Origin of the sequence: Mycolicibacterium sp. Y3 (assembly GCF_051188035.1) — a bacterium.
GTDB classification, from domain to species: domain Bacteria; phylum Actinomycetota; class Actinomycetes; order Mycobacteriales; family Mycobacteriaceae; genus Mycobacterium; species Mycobacterium fluoranthenivorans.
Genome location: NZ_JAVQLT010000002.1, coordinates 189,551 through 208,797, shown reverse-complemented (window position 1 = coordinate 208,797; position 19,247 = coordinate 189,551). Strand labels below are relative to the sequence as shown.

13 protein-coding genes and 4 pseudogenes are annotated in these 19,247 nt (G+C 63.3%); 7 read left to right on the top strand and 10 right to left on the bottom strand.

Annotated features, from left to right (window positions below; all coding sequences use genetic code 11):
* Positions 1–174: 174 nt before the first annotated feature.
* Positions 175–786: pseudogene (istB, locus tag QN239_RS32175) on the bottom strand (IS21-like element helper ATPase IstB); the annotation flags it as partial.
* Positions 787–1,428: 642 nt separating this feature from the next.
* Between istB and QN239_RS32170 the strand changes: the two are divergent.
* Positions 1,429–2,681, top strand: a protein-coding gene (locus QN239_RS32170; RefSeq protein WP_499017109.1) for an IS3 family transposase whose coding sequence is annotated in 2 segments (ribosomal slippage) — positions 1,429–1,702 and positions 1,702–2,681 — 1,254 coding nt in all. Because the reading frame shifts where the segments join, the coding sequence is not laid out codon by codon here.
* 286 nt (positions 2,682–2,967) lie between these two features.
* On the opposite strand, the gene QN239_RS32165 is transcribed toward QN239_RS32170, so the two are convergent.
* Positions 2,968–3,135, bottom strand: a complete 168-nt coding sequence (locus tag QN239_RS32165; protein WP_499017272.1) for a hypothetical protein — start codon at positions 3,133–3,135, stop codon at positions 2,968–2,970.
* A 233-nt stretch (positions 3,136–3,368) separates the two neighbouring features.
* Here QN239_RS32165 and QN239_RS32160 point away from each other — a divergent pair, with 233 nt between their 5' ends.
* Positions 3,369–3,947, top strand: coding sequence for an LppU/SCO3897 family protein (locus QN239_RS32160; RefSeq protein WP_499017271.1), 579 nt, complete (start codon positions 3,369–3,371; stop codon positions 3,945–3,947).
* A gap of 71 nt (positions 3,948–4,018) precedes the next feature.
* On the opposite strand, the pseudogene QN239_RS32155 reads toward QN239_RS32160, so the two are convergent.
* The 4 genes and pseudogenes from QN239_RS32155 to QN239_RS32140 all read right to left on the bottom strand — a co-directional run bounded on the left by QN239_RS32155 (position 4,019) and on the right by QN239_RS32140 (position 7,978).
* Positions 4,019–5,243, bottom strand: a pseudogene (locus QN239_RS32155) (IS3 family transposase).
* 857 nt (positions 5,244–6,100) lie between these two features.
* Positions 6,101–6,742 carry a hypothetical protein gene (locus tag QN239_RS32150; protein ID WP_499017270.1) on the bottom strand — a complete coding sequence of 214 codons (642 nt, stop codon included), beginning with the start codon at positions 6,740–6,742 and terminating at the stop codon, positions 6,101–6,103.
* A 10-nt stretch (positions 6,743–6,752) separates the two neighbouring features.
* Entirely contained in the window at positions 6,753–7,097 is a 345-nt protein-coding gene (locus QN239_RS32145; protein WP_499017269.1) for a hypothetical protein, read from the bottom strand.
* A 173-nt stretch (positions 7,098–7,270) separates the two neighbouring features.
* Positions 7,271–7,978: a hypothetical protein gene (locus QN239_RS32140; RefSeq protein WP_499017268.1), complete on the bottom strand. Its 708-nt coding sequence runs from the start codon at positions 7,976–7,978 to the stop codon at positions 7,271–7,273.
* Positions 7,979–8,018: 40 nt separating this feature from the next.
* On the opposite strand from QN239_RS32140, the gene QN239_RS32135 reads away from it, so the two are divergent.
* Positions 8,019–8,144 carry a hypothetical protein gene (locus tag QN239_RS32135; RefSeq protein WP_499017267.1) on the top strand — a complete coding sequence of 42 codons (126 nt, stop codon included), beginning with the start codon at positions 8,019–8,021 and terminating at the stop codon, positions 8,142–8,144.
* A gap of 39 nt (positions 8,145–8,183) precedes the next feature.
* Here the strand turns inward: QN239_RS32135 and QN239_RS32130 are convergent, their stop codons facing one another.
* Entirely contained in the window at positions 8,184–8,627 is a 444-nt protein-coding gene (locus QN239_RS32130) for a hypothetical protein (protein WP_499017265.1), read from the bottom strand.
* A 355-nt stretch (positions 8,628–8,982) separates the two neighbouring features.
* Here QN239_RS32130 and QN239_RS32125 point away from each other — a divergent pair.
* The 4 genes and pseudogenes from QN239_RS32125 to QN239_RS32110 all read left to right on the top strand — a co-directional run bounded on the left by QN239_RS32125 (position 8,983) and on the right by QN239_RS32110 (position 14,685).
* Positions 8,983–10,218, top strand: a pseudogene (locus QN239_RS32125) (IS256 family transposase).
* Between the two features lie 413 nt (positions 10,219–10,631).
* A pseudogene (istA, locus tag QN239_RS32120) lies at positions 10,632–11,812 on the top strand (IS21 family transposase); the annotation flags it as partial.
* 483 nt (positions 11,813–12,295) lie between these two features.
* Positions 12,296–14,179: a hypothetical protein gene (locus tag QN239_RS32115; protein WP_499017264.1), complete on the top strand. Its 1,884-nt coding sequence runs from the start codon at positions 12,296–12,298 to the stop codon at positions 14,177–14,179.
* A 14-nt stretch (positions 14,180–14,193) separates the two neighbouring features.
* Complete coding sequence (locus QN239_RS32110) at positions 14,194–14,685, top strand: hypothetical protein (RefSeq protein WP_499017263.1); 492 nt, start codon at positions 14,194–14,196, stop codon at positions 14,683–14,685.
* Positions 14,686–14,995: 310 nt separating this feature from the next.
* On the opposite strand, the gene QN239_RS32105 is transcribed toward QN239_RS32110, so the two are convergent.
* Genes QN239_RS32105 through QN239_RS32095 form a run of 3 tightly spaced genes read right to left on the bottom strand, consistent with a single transcriptional unit; the run spans position 14,996 to position 19,225 of the window.
* Positions 14,996–15,601 (bottom strand): DUF6262 family protein, encoded by a 606-nt coding sequence (locus QN239_RS32105; protein WP_499017262.1) that lies wholly within the window; start codon positions 15,599–15,601, stop codon positions 14,996–14,998.
* A gap of 40 nt (positions 15,602–15,641) precedes the next feature.
* Complete coding sequence (locus tag QN239_RS32100) at positions 15,642–18,131, bottom strand: tyrosine-type recombinase/integrase (protein WP_499017261.1); 2,490 nt, start codon at positions 18,129–18,131, stop codon at positions 15,642–15,644.
* Positions 18,128–19,225, bottom strand: coding sequence for a tyrosine-type recombinase/integrase (locus tag QN239_RS32095; RefSeq protein WP_499017260.1), 1,098 nt, complete (start codon positions 19,223–19,225; stop codon positions 18,128–18,130). The genes QN239_RS32100 and QN239_RS32095 overlap by 4 nt, the downstream gene beginning before the upstream one ends.
* Between the last annotated feature and the right edge of the window lie 22 nt (positions 19,226–19,247).

Below are 19,247 nucleotides of genomic sequence, written 5' to 3'. Positions count from 1 at the left end.
GGCATGGGCACTAAATAGTCAGGGCGACGACAACGATCTTGACCATCCGCGAGAACTCGAACGCCACGCGCGCCACCGCGCCTATCTGTTCGGATATCTGAGGATGTACCGGTGTTGACGACGGTCCAAACCCAGGCCAGAAGCGACGGTGAAAAGTAGGCCACGTGGTCGTGGTTATTGTGCCGTGTTGTCGGCTCTGGCGGAGGGCAGGGTGTCGATTCCGGTGTCCTTGAGCCGGTAGCTGGAGCCTTTGAGGGTCAGGACGTCGGCGTGGTGGACGATGCGGTCGATCATCGCCGCGGCCACGACTTGATCGCCGAACACGTCGCCCCAGCGGGCGAAAGGCAGGTTGGAAGTCAGGATCAATGAGGCATGTTCGTAGCGGCTGGAGACCAGCTGGAAGAACAGGTTCGCCGCATCTTGCTCGAATGGGATATAGCCGACTTCGTCGACGACGAGCAGCCCGATGCGGCGCAGCTTGGCCAGCTCGGCGGGAAGCCTGCCGGCGTTGTGGGCGGCCTTGAGACGGGCGACCCAGTCCACGGCGGTGGCGAACGCGATGCGATGCCCGGTTTGAGCGGCCTTGACCGCCAGTCCGATGGCGAGGTGGGTTTTGCCGGTCCCAGGTGGCCCGAGGAGTACGACGTTGGAGGCCTTGGTCAGGAACGCGCCGGTGCCTAGGTGGGCGATCATGTCCCGGTTCAGTGCTGGTTGGTGGTCGAAGTTGAGTGGATCGCGCCGACTTGTCAATCGGCTTACCATGACTCGGGATTCCTCACTATAAGTCCGAAACATGAAGTGATCTACGTAGTTTGGATTGAGAGGATGGCTGATTTGCGAGGGACTGGGGCGCGGCCGACCCAGCCGGAGGACTGGCCGCGATCCGGCGGGCGCCACGTCAGAAGGGCACAGTCGGCAGGTATTTGCCCTCCATCTGATCTTGCAGCAGACCCTGATGGCGTCGAACCTTGGACGGCTTCCCAGAGTACTCTACGAATCCTCTTGGCACTGAGGGCATTCAATGACGAAGGCCCACCGCGAGTTAATGACCAGTGGTGTCCACAACTGCTCAGCAGGATGGCCCACCGGCGGGGCTGTCTGCAGACAGCGCGCACAATGGGTGTCGATCGATGTATGCGGCACACATTGAGCCTAGAGTCTGCGCGACGCAGAGCGGTTCGCTGTAGGGGTAACGGCTGACACACTTCGCCTCCGCAGTTAACTAGTACACAGTCTGGATGTGCAGACAGGGCTGCCGCGGCCAGCCGGCACCGCCGAATCTGCAGCCGGGTGAAGCACGCCGGTATCAGTGGACCGATTTGGGGGTCTAGGGGCCATCTGGCTGGGGTTGGGGGTCGCGCTCCACCCTAGGCGAGCTGAACCGTCCCGGGTTTGATGCCGCTTCCTTCTGTGAGAAGGATGGCGAGTATGGCCAAGCATTACCCGGTCGGGCAGCGCGAGCGTGCGGTGAAGATGGTGCTCGATCATCTCGGTGAGTATCGGTCGGTGTATTCCGCCTGCCAGGCGATCGGTCCGAAGGTCGGGGTTGGTGTGGAGTCGCTGCGTCGGTGGGTGTTGCAGGCCCAGGTCGATGCCACCGAGCGTCCGGGTGTCACGACTGCTGAGGCGCAGCGCATCCGCGAACTCGAGCGTGAAGTTCGGGATCTCAAGGAGGCAAACGAGATTCTGAAGGCGGCCTCGATTTTCTTCGCGCGGGAGCTCGACCCGCGCCACCGCTGATCTGCGGTTTCATCGACCAGATGCGCGCGGCCGGATACCGGGTCGAGTCGACCTGCGCAGTCCTGCGTGAGCAGGGTGTGCAGGTTGCCCCACGGACGTATCGCAACTGGAAGACCGCCGGCCCCTCAGCGCGGAAGCGCTCGGATGCGCAGCTCACAGACGCGCTGCTGGCCACCGTCGGCACTCCCGAGGGCATGTACGGGCGGCGCAAGATGACCGCCCACCTGCGCCGGCAGGGCCACCGCGTCGCCCGATGCACGGTAGAACGGCTGATGCGCGACGAGGGCCTGTCGGGCATCACTCGCGGCCGAAGGCACCGCACCACCATTGCCGACAAGGGTGCCGATCGGCCAGTCGATCTGCTGGACCGCGACTTCAGCGCCGCCGCACCCAACCGCAAGTGGGTCACCGACTTCACCTACGTACCGACCTGGGCGGGGTTTGTGTATGTGGCGTTGGTGATCGACTGCTTCTCCCGGGCGATCGTGGGCTGGCAAGTGTCCAAGGTCAAGGACACCGCCATGGTCACCACTGCGCTGAAGATGGCGTTGTGGCGCCGTGATCATCACGGCCGGCAGGTGTCTGAAGGGTTGATCCACCATAGCGATGCCGGATCGCAGTATACGTCGATCTCTTTCGCGGAAACCCTTGTGCTAGAGGGTATTGCGGCATCGATCGGCAGCGTTGGGGATGCCTACGACAACGCGTTGGCGGAGACCACCATCGGGTTGTTCAAGACCGAGGCCATCAGCACCGGGAGCCCGTTTCGGCCTGGGCCGTTGCGGACCCTCGACGACGTCGAGTACGCGACGATGGAATGGGTCGACTGGTACAACAACCGCCGTCTGCACAGCATCTTGGACTACATCCCACCCGAGGAATACGAGAGCACCTACTACGCTCAACTCCGAGCGTCCGAGCCGGCGATGTCTCAAACATGAAGCCGGCATCAAACTCGGGACGGTTCAGACTACCACGGCAATCATGGACAACCGAGCACGTCCGAAATGAAGGCACCTCATAGACTCCCCCTGCAGTATCCCGAGGATCACGCCACCGGGTGACTGTGATCGAGCGCTGACTCGGAGTCGGACCTTGCAGCAAACGCGTAGTTGCCTCAGATCCGACCGCCGGCATAAGTACACCAGGGCAGACCCACTCGTGAGGCTCTGAGCGATCTATCGTGTTGACAATCACCAGAATTCTTCATCGTGTCCAGAATCACTTCTACTTGTGTTCGATCACGTCAACGGCCTTCCGCCGATGCGGAGCTGTGACGGCGTGGCTGGCACCCGCGGCGAGCGGCACCATGACGATCAACGCGAAGCCCACCTGCCACCACCGATGCGCACTCCACCCCGACTGGTCACCCGGCAGAAGATCCCCCACGATCATCACTGTTACCTTCTTCGTGGCCCATGCCAACAGGTTGTGAGGGTCGCTGACCAAATTTCGACAGCGATGGTCGAGGGGCTCCGGGTCAGGGGGAAGTCGGTGAGTTGGCCCCCGTGCCCCGATGGAAACATGCCGATGAAACCGACCGTCGTCGACGACCAGGCCATGTGGGTATCCCCATACCAACGGCCGACAATTCCACCAACACCAATTGGCGACTGAGGCCGCTGACCATGACCTTTCACAAACGTGCCCGTCTGGCACTCGTTATCTGCCTGGCGCTTTCCGTCGCCGCGTGCACCAATACCCCCGCTGCGCAGCCCAATCAGCTCAGTTCGGCAACCACTGCACCACCCGCGCCCGACTACGCACATATCCCCGGCCAATTCCCAGTTCCCGCCGCCACCACCGACCAAGGTGAGACCCAAGCGCCGGTGGGCGGCTGCGGCAACGTCGAAGGCATCGCTGAACAATCACAACTCAACATCGTTGACTGTTCAAAACCCCACGCCTACATCGTGATTCAGCGAGTCACCGTTCCCCAAGAATGTGTCGAAGATGCCGACCGATATCTGCACTTTCGGGATACCGGACAGGAATGGACGGCATGCCTCGATCTCGCGTGGGACGCCGCCGGCTGCATCAGCCTTGGCATGCAAATCACCAAAGTAGCGTGTGACGACGCAGCGGCAATCAACCGATTCAAAGCCGCCAACCAGCTCCTGAACACCACCACCGTGCAAGGCTGCCCAGACGGCGGCTACACCCACCCCATACGCCGATTCGCCATCTGCACCAAACCGGTGAGCTAGCGAACAACGACCGTGCCCGGAGCGCGAATTAGTAAGTGGGCTGACCCTCCCCGGTGTGTCGGGAGGTTCTCTTATCTGAGTGCCTCCTCGGTCTGAGGGTGCCGCTGGCGATGGTAGTAGAGCGCTTCAGCTCGGTCTGGCGTGAGGTCCTGGCAGTAGCCGTTAGGCCGCTGGCGGTTGTAGAAGGCGACCCATTCGGCGGTGACCAGGGACAGCTCGGTGGCGCCGGGCTAAAGCGGTTGGTGGTCAATGAGCTCGGTCTTGTAGCTGCTGTTCACCGATTCGGCCAGGGCGTTGTCGAAACTATCGCCTACCGATCCCACTGAGGGCAGGATGCCTTCGGCGGCCAGCCGTTCGGTGAAGGCAATCGCTGTGTATTGCGAGCCCGCGTCGCTGTGATGAATGAGCGACTCCAACGCTGTTGTACCGGAACGCTTTCTAGCGTCGATGGCGTGGTTGATCGCATCGGTCACGAGCCTTTGGGTCATCTCGGTGGCCACCTTCCAGCCGACGATCTTGCGGGCGTAGACGTCGGTGACGAAGGCGGTGTAGGCCCAGCCGGCGCGGGTTCGGCAGTAGGTGAAATCGGCCACCCACAAGAGGTCAGGAGCCTGGGCGACAAATCGCCGCTGCACCCGATCCGGTGCCCGTGTCGCGGCCGGGTCAGCGATGGTGGTGCGGACCCGGCGCCGCTTGCAGGCGCCGCGCCATCCCATCTCCCGCATTACCCGCTCCACCACGCACCGTGAGACATCGAGTCCGTTGGTGCGCAACACAATCCATGTCTTGCGGGCACCCAGGACGCGATACAGCGGGTTGGATTGACGGAGACGGTAGATCGCGTCGATCACCTGCGCGTCAGCCCAGTCAGCCTTCGATGGGCCGCCGCGGGCGCGGTGGGAGTAATACGTCGACGGGGCGATCGTGACGCCGCACTCGGACAGAACGGCGCACATCGACTCGACACCCCATTTGAGACCATCGGCACCCACCCGCTGGTGCTGGTGGGCGCTGATGAACTCCACGACTACGGAGAGGGCCGGTCGAGTTCGGCGGCGAAGAAAACCGATGCCGCTTTCAAGATCGCGTTGGCCCGCTTGAGTTCGGCATTCTCGCGGGCAGCTTGCGCAGTACCTCGGATTCCTCGGTGGTCTGCCCGGCTCGCTGCCCGGCGTCGATCTCGGCCTGGCGGACCCATTTGCGCACCGTTTCAGCGGTGCCGACACCCAGTAGGTCAGCGACCCGGCCCATCGCTTCCCACTCCGAGGTGGTGTCGCTGCGCAGATCGGCCACCATCTGCACCGCCCGCTGCTTCAGCTCGTCTGGATACCGCCTTGATGACTTCGAACCCACGTGTCCATCCTTCCCAACAGGAGAAGTCTCCGGACACCCCGGGGCAGATCAACCCCGAACAGTTCGTCGCGCTGGTGGCCAACCGCCTGGACTGGTTAGCAAGGTCGCCCCATGCGTTCAATCTCGGTACCTTGCCGTCGGTCGGTGGCAGCGAAGCTTTCGCGTAGTCCGTCCACGACGCCATCGGCGCCAGCGTCGAGCGGCATCCGATTCTGTACCCGCCCCAGATACCCGTCGGAGTGACGGCGTTCTACGTTCCGGGTCCAGACGGGAAAGATGTCGACAACATCTTCCGAGAGTTCGTTTTGCCCGTCCTGCTCACGCAATGTCATCTACCCCAGGAATTGCGTCATCCCTACGGTTCTGTCGATGAAGGGCAGGAGGAACGAGCCGACGCCGCGGGCCGCCGCACGTCGCATTCATCGAAGCTGTTGCCCTCAAAGGAGTTCCCCGGTCACCGAGAACTGTCGTCGTCGCACTATCTGACGGATGGCGCCATCGCAGTTGGTGGCAAGCGACAATCGACCACGATCAGCACTCCGACTTCAATCCTTACTGACGACCGAAATGTCCAGCGGCAGCCAAGGATGTCCACCGGCCCGGAGCGCCATCCTCGGTGTGCACATGTATAGCTTGCCCGACAGGCCCACAGACCTTATACACATGTGGCACTGGGATGTACGAGCGGAAACGGCGCGCCGTGGACACTACGTACAGATAAGGCCACCCAATCAGGAGTCACGGTTGTTCTCGCTGCGCGGAGAGTCGGCGCACGTCCTCTTCGGCCCGGGCGGAGGCGGCTACGGTGCCGGCAGGGTCGGGAAATTGATATCACCGCCGTTGGCGGGGTCCACGTGCACCTTGATCAACCGACCGTCTGGCAACGTGGCCTGGCCCTTGGGGATGGATATGGCGATAGTTGGCCCGAACTTCTTACTGTGTCCGAACCGGACCACGGTGCTGTCGGGGAGTCGGTACTGGCTGCCTCGACCACCCCGGTAGAGCGGGTCGCTCTGCAACTCCTGATCTGCGGCGAGGCGGCGCACGTCCTCTTCGACCCCACGGGCGAGCTCGCGGCCGTAGTCGGTCTCGGTCGCTACCGCGGTGCCCTTATCGGTGAGCTCGAACCAGAACCGGAACACCCAGTGCGACGTGTCGTCGTTGCAGTCGATGTAGGCGTGGCGGATCCGTGCCATGACCTCATCGAGTGGTTCGTCGAACGCGGCGAACCGGCCGTCCGGGGTGTCCAGACTCCCCGCGTCGAACAGACCCTCGACAACCAGTTCACGTAGGGTGTCGAGCAGGAGCTCGCGCCGCTGCGGCTCGGGGACGTCGGGGCAGAACTTGTCCGCGTCCGAATCCGCTTCAGCCAGGCTAACCCAGTCGTACAGCCCGTCGTAGAGCAGTTCCTGGCGCAGGTTGCGCGCAGATTCTGGTCTCACCATCGTGATCTTAGGGCCCCCCGAGCAACCCATACGCGGTCCACCTGCCGTCTTTCCACCGCAGGTAAACACCCGTGCTATCGCGTGTCCCGCACGGTGATCCGTCAGGTCCATCCTTCACCGCCGCAGCGATTGGGTAGTCGAACGGGAACATCGTGTCAAACACGCAGTAATGCGGGGCAGGCGCACGGTCGTAGCCTCGCTCGTAATCGCGGCCGTTGATTTTGAGGAACTCAGGCTGGGCGGACCACCAGTCGAAGACGCCGTAGCGGTCCCACATGGTGTATTGCGCCGACATCACGGGGATACCTACCAGCGCAACGACGATGATGGCGAGGCGTTTGCGACTGGCCATCACGGCTACTCCCCGGGGTATTGGATATGGAGAAAGCGGTAGGTGACCGCTTGCGGCTGGATTTGCCCGGCCTTGTCCACGAACGGTGGGTGACCAACGGTTCGTAGACACCATCCCCGACACGAGGCTGAGACCAGCGAAGAACGTCTGCAGTGTCATATTTTCCAGCGGACTCAGGGTGAGCCGACGCCGAAGGAGATGACGAGTTTGACGGCGGCGGGGTCGTCAGGTTTGTCGCGGTCGTGTTGGCGGTAGATGCCGCCGTACCCGCCGCCGCTGACGCTGTTGATCGGTTTGCCGGTTTTCGCGCGCGGGTCGGTGAACATGGTGGGCGGGATGTCCCAGGAGTCCACCTCGGCGCAGGGGTCGAAAACCCCGTTGGCGTACCACCGTTGCACCCCTGCCCCGATCTCCTGCGGGGCGGGGCGGTCTAGCGTTTCGGTGGAACCGGGGCGGGCAGACCCAGAGGTGGGTGCGGGTACCGCTGAGGGGCACGAAGGCGCGTGGCTGTAGCGGGTCAGGTCACCAGCCTGCACGCGGGCAAGATAAGCGTCGCTTGCGGCCATGGTGGTGGTGAACGCCACCTCGATGTTGTGGTAGTCCTCCATCCAGGTCGTTTCACTGGCCCACGCCTTGAACGGGGTGAAATCGGCGGGGACCGCCGCCGCCGGGACCAGCTCCGCATTGAGCTGGCGTACACCCTCCGCGGGCCGAGGCTCGGTGACACGGGTGACGTCGTCAGACCATCCGAAGAACAGCCAGCACAAGAAGAACAGGAAGACGCCCACGATCGAGACGCCCACCACCACGACGCCGGCCACCACCGCCCACCCCGACGCGGCAGCAGCGCGACCAACGTTGCGGCGGGATACCAGCTCCATCTAGCGATGACCTTGAGTGAACAACACCGACCCTGAACCGGTGAAGAGAAATCTTATCGCGGCGCCGGTGGCCTGCCGATCGTGCGCGGCATTGGACAAATCGTGCGTCACGGTGTCCATGGCCCTGGTCTCGGAGTTGCGCCAATCAGAGACATCGGTGCGGTAGGTCATCGTGTCGATCGACGCGACGGTGCCCGATCGCGGGTCACTGTTGTTCTCGCTGCGCGGCGAGGCGGCGCATGTCCTCTTCGACGCTGCGGGCGATTTCGCGGCCGCGGTCAGTCTCGGTGGCGGCAGCGGTGCCTTTGTCGGTGAGCTTGAACCAGAACCGCCACACCCAGTGGTCGCGGTCATTGTTGTTGTCGATGTAGGCGTGGCGGATTCGCGCCATGACCTCGTCGAGTGGTTCGTCGAACGCGGCGAATCGGCCGTCCGGGGTGTCCAAACTCCCTGCGAGGAACAAGCCCTCGGCCACCAGTTCACGCAGGGTGTCGAGCAGGAGTTCGTGTCGCTGCGGCTTGGGGAGGTCGGGGCAGTACTTCGCCGCTCGGGCATCCGCGTCAACCAGACTGACCCAGTCGATCAGTCCGCCGTGGAGCAGTTCCTGGCGCAGCCTGCGCGCAGATTCCGGCATGTTATCGGTGTTCATGTTCACGACCCTAGAACCTCCTGTCCGTGCAAGGGTGCGGTGTTTATGGGTAAACGGGGGATCGGGGTGTGCATGGTGTTGCGGTTGCTCATTCGTGGCCTTCGAAGTCACGGATACTCTCCGACAGGTCGTCGACACCCATGATGGGGAACGGATGGTCGATACTGCCGGGTAGGTGCACCAGCGGTGGCCCTAATGAGGCGCCGGGGCCACCCGCGGGTTGCGTCCAGCAGAGTGGTGTACGAGTCGGGCCTGATCAGCGGTACCGGCGTGTCGTAGCCGAGTGATTGAAGGTCATCGCGTGATTCTTCGAGGGACCGTCCAAAGTCACTCGAGCAAAGAAGGAACACACGCGATGACCGCTGCCCAGAATATCGACCTGCCCACCGTGCTGGCCGAACGACTCACCACCACCCACCCCGATGTGCTGCGCGAGTTGCTCGCCACGTTCATCCACACCCTGATGGGTGCTGAGGCCGATGCCCTGTGCGGCGCCGAGTACGGCCAGCGTTCGGCGCAGCGCACCAACTCCCGCAACGGCTACAGGCACCGCGAATTCGATACCCGTGCAGGGACATTGGATCTCGCGATCCCTAAGCTGCGGCACGGCTCGTACTTCCCGGAGTGGCTGCTGGAGCGTCGCAAACGTGCCGAGCGGGCCCTGACCACCGTGGTGGCGACCTGTTACCTGCTCGGGGTCTCGACACGGCGGATGGACAAACTCGTCGAAACGTTGGGCATCACCAGCCTGTCGAAGTCCCAGGTCAGTGTCATGGCCAAGGAACTCGACACCGCCGTCGAGGCGTTTCGCACGCGGCCCCTAGACGCCGGCCCGTATACGTTCATCGCCGCCGACGCGCTGGTGCTCAAGGTCCGCGAGAGTGGTCGGGTGGTCAACGTGCACGCGCTGATCGCGGTCGGGGTGAACGCCGAGGGCTATCGGGAGATTCTCGGTGTCGACGTCACCACCGCCGAGGACGGGGCCGGCTGGTTGACGTTTTGGCGGTCGCTGACCGCCCGCGGCCTGTCCGGGGTCAAGCTCGTCACCAGTGACGCTCACGCCGGCCTGGTGGCCGCGATCGGTGCCACCCTGCCCGGCGCAACGTGGCAGCGCTGCCGCACCCACTACACCACCAACCTGATGGCCGTCACCCCGAAAGCCTCGTGACCGTGGGTGCGCACCCTGCTGCACTCAGTGTTCGACCAACCCGACTCCGAATCGGTTGCCGCCCAATATGACCGGATCATCGACGCACTGACCGACAAACTTCCCAAGGTCGCCGACCACCTCGAAGCGGCCCGACCGGATCTGCTGGCATTCACCGCGTTCCCCAAACAGATCTGGCGCCAAATCTGGTCCAACAACCCCCAAGAGCGACTCAACAAGGAGATCCGCCGACGCACCGACGTCGTGGGCATCTTCCCCGACCGCGACGCCCTCATCCGTCTCGTCGGCGCCGTACTGGCCGAACAACACGACGAATGGGCCGAGTCCCGGCGCTACCTGGGCCTGGACGTCCTGAGCAAATCACGCACCGTCAACAACACCCCGGCAGAACAGGAGGCCACCCCCGCGGCACTACCCGCCTGAACCATCACATCGAAGAATCACACGACGACGTCGTACACCACGTCCCTGGACTTGACCCGGTTTTACTCTCGGCCACGGACCGATCGTAAAGGCCCTTCACGCCGAGCAACCTGAAGGGATGGCTCGGCGGCCCGAGGCCAGACATGCCAGAGAGGTGCAGACAGAACCCCGGAGATCGGGCCGACAGGGGGGGCTCACCCGAATCGATGAGCTGGACTGGCGGTCGTCGCGTACATACCTACAGACATAGGTGTCCTCCATTGTCTGTGACAGTTTGATGTGGCTCCGGTAGGACGGTTTCACTTGGCCCCTTTTTTGACTCGCCGGTGTGGTTGTGACGGTTTGAGTTGGCCCCACCTCAGTGTTGATCCATCGGATCAGGGTTGCGATGAAAGGGGCCGCCGGTGGTCGCGCTGGAGGTACGAGTGGAACAGTTCGCCGCTATTCGCCGGGACGCCCGGGTGGACGGGTTGTCGATCCGGGAATTGTCGATGAAGTACCGGGTGCACCGGCGCACGGTGAGACAAGCGCTGACCGATGCGGTGCCCCCACCACGTAAGACCCCGGTGCGCCGGTCGCCGAGACTTGACCCGTTCAAATCGGTGATTGATGCGATGTTGTGGGCTGATTCGACAGCCCCGCGCAAGCAGCGCCATACCGCGCGGCGGATTCTGCACCGCCTGATTGAGAACACGGCGCGGTCGATCTGTCGTATTCAACCGTCCGGGACTACGCCCGTGTGCGTCGTGCCCAGATCGATATCGAAGCGGGCCGCCGGGTGGAGGTGTTCGTCCCGCAGGAACACCCGCCCGGGGCGGAAGCCGAGGTCGATTTCGGTGAGGTGTGGGTGATGCTGGCCGGGGTGAAGACCAAGTGCCACATGTTCGTGTTCTGGCTGGCGCACTCGGGTAAGGCGATTCACCGGGTCTACCCGACCCAGGGCCAGGAAGCGTTCCTGGAGGGCCACATTGAGGCGTTCTCGGCGATCGGCGGTATCCCGACCCGCCATATCCGCTATGACAATCTGACGTGCGCAGTGGCTGCGGTACTGCATGGCACGGATCCGCGTCGCACCGAAAACCAGCGTTGGATCCTGTTTCGGTCACACTTCGGGTTCGATGCCCTCTACTGCCAGCCTGGTATCGCCGGGGCGCATGAAAAGGGCGGTGTGGAAGGCGAAGTCGGCCGCTTCCGCCGCAACCGCTTGTCCCCGATGCCGGAAGTGGATTCGCTGGCTGAGCTTAATGAGCGGATCCGCGGCTGGGAAGCCGAGGATGATCACCGGCGTGTCGGTGATCGGATCCGCACGATCGGGGAGGATTTCGCCACCGAGCAACCCCTGTTGGCGGCGTTGCCGTTTGAGCCGTTTGATCCTGGTTTGGTGCTGACTCCGCGGGTGGATCGTTCGGCGTTGATCACGGTGCGGATGGCGAAGTATTCGGTGCCGGTGCGGTTCATCGGCCGCAAGGTCCGGGTCTCTTTGCGGGCCAACGAAGTGGTGGTCTTCGACGGACGCACCCTGGTCACGACGCATCCACGGATCGCGATCCGGGGTGGGTCCAGTGTCCTGTTGGATCACTACCTGGAGGTCCTGACGGCCATCGCTGTCCGCCATCTCACGGTGTCAGTACCGCGGTGTACCTGCGCTGGAGAGACCACCAATGGACAACCTATGGGCTCCTCGGGGCGCCGTGACGCAGATCGGTAGATGTTCACTGCTCTTGATGAGTTCGAGCTCCACGCCGCTGTGCCGCCTTCGGTCAGGACATGTTGCTGCGGTCGGATCGTAGCGCGTGTCCATACCGGTAAGGCTGTGTGCGAGGTCACCGCCGGGTGGCGTTCGGTTTGGCGCCCGGTTCCCGACTACACCACGTAAGCCTCGGCCATTATTGCTGGCCGAATTGGGGACGCGGGAAACAACTGGGGGGTAGTCATGACGGGATACTCGACCGGGAGCCGGCGTAGCCGAGGATCACACGCAGCGGCTCGCGGCAGCCGAACAGATCTTTGCTCCACCAACCCGCCGGGGTGGCCATCAGTGCTGGTCGCACCGGTGCAGGTCCCCGCAGGAGGTGCAGTGCCCAGCCCGCTGCGTGCTACCACCGCTGGTGGGCGGCACCGCGCGGTACCGGCCCGATCGATCGGTGATCGCGGCCGCTGGGTACGCCTCGGTGTCGCGGCCGGGATGACCGCACTGCTGGTCCCCGTCGCGGGTCTGGTCATCCCGCTGATCAGCGCTGATCCCGCGGTGATAGCGCAGGCCTCTGCGACACCGAAACCAGGGTCTGCGGGTGGGAATCACTCCAAACCCGGGGACAACAAGAAAAAGAAGAAGACCGACAACAAGAAATCGAACAACAACCGGCAAGGTTCGTCGACCCGCAGCTCCAGCAGCGATTCGAGCGCGCAGCGCTCAGGGTCGAGCTTTTCTGAGCAGACCAACGCCAACAACCGCTGGAGCGCCGATGGTGCGAATCGCAGTGTGAACACCCGGATCTCCAGCCAAGCGCAACCGTCACAGCCGGCGCAGACACCGAGCCAGGTGCGGGAAGCGCCGCCGACCCGCGGGCAGCAGAACACCGCCCAGTCAGCCACGGCCCCGCAGGACACCACACCGGCACAGACCTCGCCGCCGGCTGCGCAGCAGCAGACCCCGACCGTGGTCATCCCCGCTCAGGGCGAATACGCCCCCGGCGAGCAGTCCACCACCACGGTCACCCCGGCAGCACCCAATGATCCGACCGGGCCCGCGACAGCGCTGGTGGTCGGGTTGGCTGCGGCCGGCGCCGGAGCGGCGTCACGGCGCAACGGCTCCCGCTCGTTGTCGGCCCCGTCGACTGCGACCGATCCCACTCAAGGCGTGCGGGGCGGGTTCAGCGTCACCCACATCGGCCAAACCGACGGCGACCAAACCCTGGTCACCCTGACCGACCCGTCCTCACCCGACCGCTACAACTTCGACGCCTCCCAGGTCGTACCCGACGGTGGCAGTCTGCGCGTCAACCCCGACCAAACCGTCTCCATCCTCGACGCCGCGGGCACCGCCACCGGTGACGGCTTCTCCGCACCCTGGGCACGCGACGCCACCGGCGCCGCCCAACCCACCCAATTCACCGCCAACGGAACAACCCTCACCCAAACCATCACCCCACGACCGGATGCGGTGTATCCGATCACCGCCGACCCCGACGGCATCAAGGTCGACAACTCGGCAATCAACAGCCTCACCCCACCGACGCCCCCGCCGACGCACCCGAACGACCCCGTGTTCGGGAAATCGGATATGTCAATAGCTGAACGGCTGGCATCAGGCATCGGAGGCCGCGCAGACGGCGAGGCTGCAGCCGAGTACCTGAGGGTGCGCGACTGGGACACTGCAGCAGACCTGATCCAGCACTATCTAGCCAATCAGAGCAGTACCGGTGATCCGTCGATCGGCCAGGACTTCCACCTGTCCACGGCACAGACGGACGCTTTGGGCACCGATCCGTACAACGGCGGCTACAATGCACAAGACAGCACTCCGATTGGTTCTTTGCCTGATTTGCTCAAGCAAGCCAGAAGTAGCGCACTCACTGCCGCAGCAGTCTCAGGGCAACCCACCTACACCGAGGTGTTCAACACCACTACGAGCGACATCCCAGGGTGGATCGAGGTGTCGGGAAGCTTGCCTGAAAATGTCTATGCGTTGGGTCGCTATCGGGTGCAGATCGTCACCCAGGTCGCATCGGCTGCTCAGACGCAGCCCGTGATCTCGCAGCGCTTCTACGTCTACGACTTCACCGACTACAACCACAGCCCCGATACCCTCACCAATTTCGGTGCAGTAACCAACGATCCGGTCGATGCAGCCAAGAAGACAGTGATCGATGAACTGAGCACTCTGCGCGACATCGGTTACGCCCGCACTTTCAACACATTCGGGGTCAGCAGCCTCCAGACCTACCTGCCAGGACAATGACCATCACGCGGCTCATGAAGACCAAGCGCGGGTGGCTGGCTGCCGTCGCGATCGTCTTCGTGGCGGCGTTGCCTCAAGGTTGCAGCGAGGACCAGATGTTGCATCCCGAGGTCACGACGTTATCGGAGGATCAAGCGCGAGACGTGATGCGCGATCTACGGATCACCATTCCTGACAGCTACAGCCTCATCGAAATGACCGAGGTGAAACCCCCAGTCACTGGGGATGCCTCTTATTCGGCCGCTTTTGGATCCGTGGCAGCCGACAACTCCCCAAATTTCCCCCACGTTGACGGAGCCCCCGCAGCCCTCTCGGTCACCTCCTGTAACTCCATCGCCGGAGGCCTTCAGCAGACCTGGAAGAAATACGGTTTCGACTGCGCCATGGCGAACATGAAGTACCTGTCCTTCACTCCGACCGACCGCTTGACGTCCCGGATCTCGGTCGCCACCGGCACCCTCCCCACGGGCCAAGCCCGCCTGTTCGTCTACTCGGCGGGCAACTGATCCGATAACACCGCCCAACCCCGGGGCCAGCGCAGCCCGCCCTCCCGGGGCCAGTTCAAGTTGACATAGCCACTCCATGCCAGTCCCGTCGCTACCGGCGTCGACAGTGAAGTACACCTCTGCGCGTCCTACGGATAACTGCCGCGCCGCCGTCGGCTACATGTGCAACCAGCAGGCCGATCGTCCTCGCTGTCTTACTCATGTGCTAATCGACTAGAACTGCTCCGAGCTCCGCTCAACCAACAATCGTTACGGATAGGCCGTCTCGGTTCTGTGTCGACCACCAGTGAATCCCTGGGAGAGGGTCGCCTCAGTCGCCAGTCTGGACTGATCCGATGTCGGCACTGTGGTTTTTGATCATGCGGCGCAGGCTGGTGCGGGCGGCGGCGAGATCGTCGTCGGCGATGGCCAGTTGGTCACGGGTCGAAGTCAGCTCGTTGGCGAGTTGGGTGTTCTCGCTGTGCAAGGAAGCGTTGGCGTCGACCAGTTCGTCGATGCGGCGCCGCAGCGACTCATTGGATTCGGCGTCGAGTCGCTGTCCGAGTCGGTCGTGCACGATGGTCTTCAGACGTGAGATCTCTGCCCGCAGCGCCTTATTGTCTTGGCGGGCCAGTTCCAGGTCTGTCCGCAGACTGGCCTGTGAAGCGGTGTCTGAACGCCGCGCAGAATGTGATTGCTGAGTCATCTGGGTGTCGCGGGCCTCGGCGATGTACTCACGAACGCCTTCGGCGTAGACCAGCCATTGCGACACCCCCGCGGCGCGGGCTACGGCGGCGTAGGTGATCTCGGTGCCGTCGCGGCGCATGGCATCGACGGTGCGGAACACCGCTGCCCGCTTGCGTGTTGAGGCGCTGCGGCGGGCTTCCCGTAACACATCGGCGGGCCGTCGAGTAGACGGCGCGGGTTTGGTGGTCATCGTGGCGGTTCCCCGGATCCGGGGTGGTGGTCGAGCACGGTCAGCGGCAACGCGATACCGCCCGTGCTTTCCGTAGTGTGGCGGAGGCTGCTTCGACACGAAGCTTATCTGCAGGGTCGAGTTGATCGAGGTTGTCGCGCATTACGGAGAGCACCTGCTGGAATGCTGCGATCTGGGCGGACAGATTGTCGATCACGAACGGAGCCGACCCCAACGCCTGCGCGGTTTCACGATCGGCTTTGAGTGCCACCAGGTGTTCCTCGATCGCCGGCAGGAAGGACGGATCGGGCCGATAGAACCCGCAGCCGGCGCACTGAAACCGGATGGGGCAGGCATGCCCACCCGCTTTGACGTTGGAGGGTTCGATGCAATTGCCGAAAGGCACTGCCACAGAACCGACCTGATACCGGCTGTTGACAGCGATTGGGGCTGATGATCCGGTGCGATCCGCGGCGTACTGTCCGACCACCTCTACTGCTTCGCGTTTACGGTCGGCGGTGATGGTGTAGTAGCCGGTCGTGGTGCTCATGGAGCGGTGATCGAGCAGGTCACGCAAGACATCGACAGCGACACCGTTGTCGGCGTGACGTTGCGCATACGAGTGCCGAAATGCGTAGGGGTAGATTCGCTTCCGGTCGAACGGCAGCGGCGATCCGGTGGCGTCGACCTCGTTGGTGTCCAGCCGGTCGAGGTTGTCGACCCAACTGCGCAGGACGGTGCTGAGGTGATAGGTCAGCAGGTGCCGGTGCCGGGCGAGTGCACCGGGAAACAAGTAGCTGTCGTCTGTCGATTGCTGCGGGCGGTGGGTCGTGTCCCATTCTTCGATAGCGTCGGCGGTGCTCGCCACGATCGGCAGTTGCCGGTTCATCCGACCCGCTTTGTGGTTGTCATACACCAGGATGGGTGAACCGTGGGCGTCGCGGCGCAGGCAGTTGCGTTTGAGGCTGACCACTTCCAGCGGCCGACGTCCAGTGTCACGCAACACGATGTAGGCGGTCCGAAACATCAGGTGCGTCAGCTCACTCGAGAGCGTCCCATGCTGGAACCCATCGCCGATGGTGGCCAGATTCGCATCGAGCTGGCGTTGGATGAGGGCCGGGATCGCCTTGCCCGAGCCGTCTTCCTCGGCTGGCGTCGCGGCATACAGCGCCAGGTGTTGGCGGTCGGGAACGAACTGCGCTGAGATATCAACGGTCTGTCGGCGGCGTGCGTGGGTGATCAGGCCGAAGAAGATGTTGTAGAGGTCGCGTCGGTACTTCGGGCTGCCAGGCTTCCCGCGGGGCATCGTGGCACCAGCGATGCCCTCGGCGACTCGTGTGGCGTCGGCAAAAGTCAACGCCGATGGATCATCACCTCGGGCGCCGCAGCTGCCCAGGGCAATCGACGCCAGACGTGTGGCGCGGAAGCATTCCCGCACGCTCGGCGCATCGCTTTGATCGGCGGCCCAGTCCATCAAAACCTTGCGCAGCCAGGACTGTTCGATCTCACCGAAATCGATGCCCTTGCGCTTGCGGGCACCGCGATACACCGGTTCGGGACTCAACCCGACATCTACCAGGTCCCAGACGGTGCGTTCCTGCGGGCTGCGGCCCAGCATTTCGTCGTAACCATTGCGCAGCGAACGGAAATAGTCGACCAAATGAGAGTGGACGTTCAGGTTGCCGGGTGTGCGGGCCAACAACCGTTCCAGCTCGGCGTCGGTTGCGGTGGCAAGGCTGGGCTCATACCGCAGGAAACGGGTCACCGAACGCACCGCACTGATATCGAGTCGTGTCTGCGCCGCATCCCGCTGCTGAATCGCATACAGCAGCTCCCACCGCAGCCGTGGCGTCACATGGACCAGGGTGAATTGGTTGTCGACGACACACGGCACCTGTTCGCGGGCCCACACCTCGATCGGATCGCTCGCCTTCATCGACCGGTACCGGCCGTAATGCAAATGGCACACACCCGGCTTCCGACCCATCGACGACCTGTCGCATCCCACCACCAAGCACGGCGGCCGATGATCGGGTTCAGGTATCGCGAAGTCCCCTGCTGCAATCCACGTCGCGACATCCAGTTCGGCACCCGCGGCCCGGCGCAGCTTCGCGAATTTGTTGTAGTGATAGAGGCACAGGTCCTGCGAGAACTGGCTGCGTGGGCATTTCTGCTGTTTCACGTGCGCGGTGCACTGCTGTTCTCCTTGGCCGAGAGTGTGCGCCCGCTGCTTACTCCGTTGCGGCTGATGACTGGCGATGAAATCCTCGTAGGGAAGCGTTGAGGCACGCAGTGCCCGCAAGCAGTGCCCACAGACCCGGCCGTGTGCGATCACAAAATCGCACGCGGCCACCGCGCAGTACTTGACTGTGGTCGTGGGATCCCCCGGCACACCGGTGAAAAGCCATGCAGCACCATCCCACTGACCCACCCGCCATCCGGGATCGACATGGGCTCTCAGCCATGCAACCCAGCGCGTCTCCTCCATACCGGTGTCGATCGCGGCGTGTTCGGTGTCAGGCAACGTGGGCAGCGGTAGTTGGGGCGTCATGGCAGCTCACCTTTCAGGTTGTGGACACGTTCGATCGCTTCGCGTTTCGCGTCATCGGTGGGGTGGCTGTACACCTCCATCGAATACGGCGAGACGTGCCCGAGCAGGGACTGCACCACATCACGCGGCACGCCGTTGGCCAGCCACCGCGTCGCCGCCGAGTGCCGCAAAATGTGCGGGCGGACAGTGAAACCCAGTTTCTGCGAGGCCCGGTCGAACACTCTTTTGGCGTTGTTGTACGTCATCGCAGACTCAATGGGAGGCCGCCTCAGGTTGACGAACACGAAATCGCTGGCATCGCCCTGCAGATCACTACGCTCATGCGAATACGCCGCGTAGTCGTCAACCACAGAGGCAGTGACCGGGATGTGCCGCGGGACACGGCTTTTAGCTGTCGCCCCGTTCGGATTCACCCTTCGCGTGACATGGACGTGTGGCCCCCGGATGCGGCATCCCAGCGCCGCGCTCGTCGACAGCAGGTGCATATCTTCCCGCCGTAAACCCAGTGCCTCTCCAATGCGCATTCCAGTCTCGGCGAGCAGACGCACCAACAGGCGGTCCCGGCGTTGAGGAAGCACCCCCAGCAGGCTCGTGATCTCCCCATCAGACACAGTGGCAGGGGCATGGTTGACTTCACGCAACACTACTGAGCGCGCGCGGATTCCACGGAACTGCTGATCTTCACCCCAGTCATAGCCGGCGGGGCGGCGCCACAGATACTTCGGCTGACTCAGCCCGTCGATCACCTCGTTGGCGACCCAACCCCGTGATGCGGAAAATCTCAGGAACTCACACACTGCCGTCACATTGGCGTTGGCGGTCTTGTTGGTGCGGAACCTCGGATCAGCACCAGTCAGCGCTGTTCCTCGTTTAATTGGTTCGGCCACAAGCACTCTCAAGTACTGGGAGAGGTCGTCGGCGGTGACCCGACGCCATTCCAACCGCTCCGCATCGCAATAGGTCAAGAACCGTGCAACACGCCCCGCATACGCGCGCTCAGTGTTGGACGACCGATCCAACGATCGCAGCCAGCCAAGAAAAGCAGTCGCCTCCCGGTGGAAGCCGAAATCCTGATCCACCACGACGAAACGCACAGCCGCCCCACTCGGCGCTGTC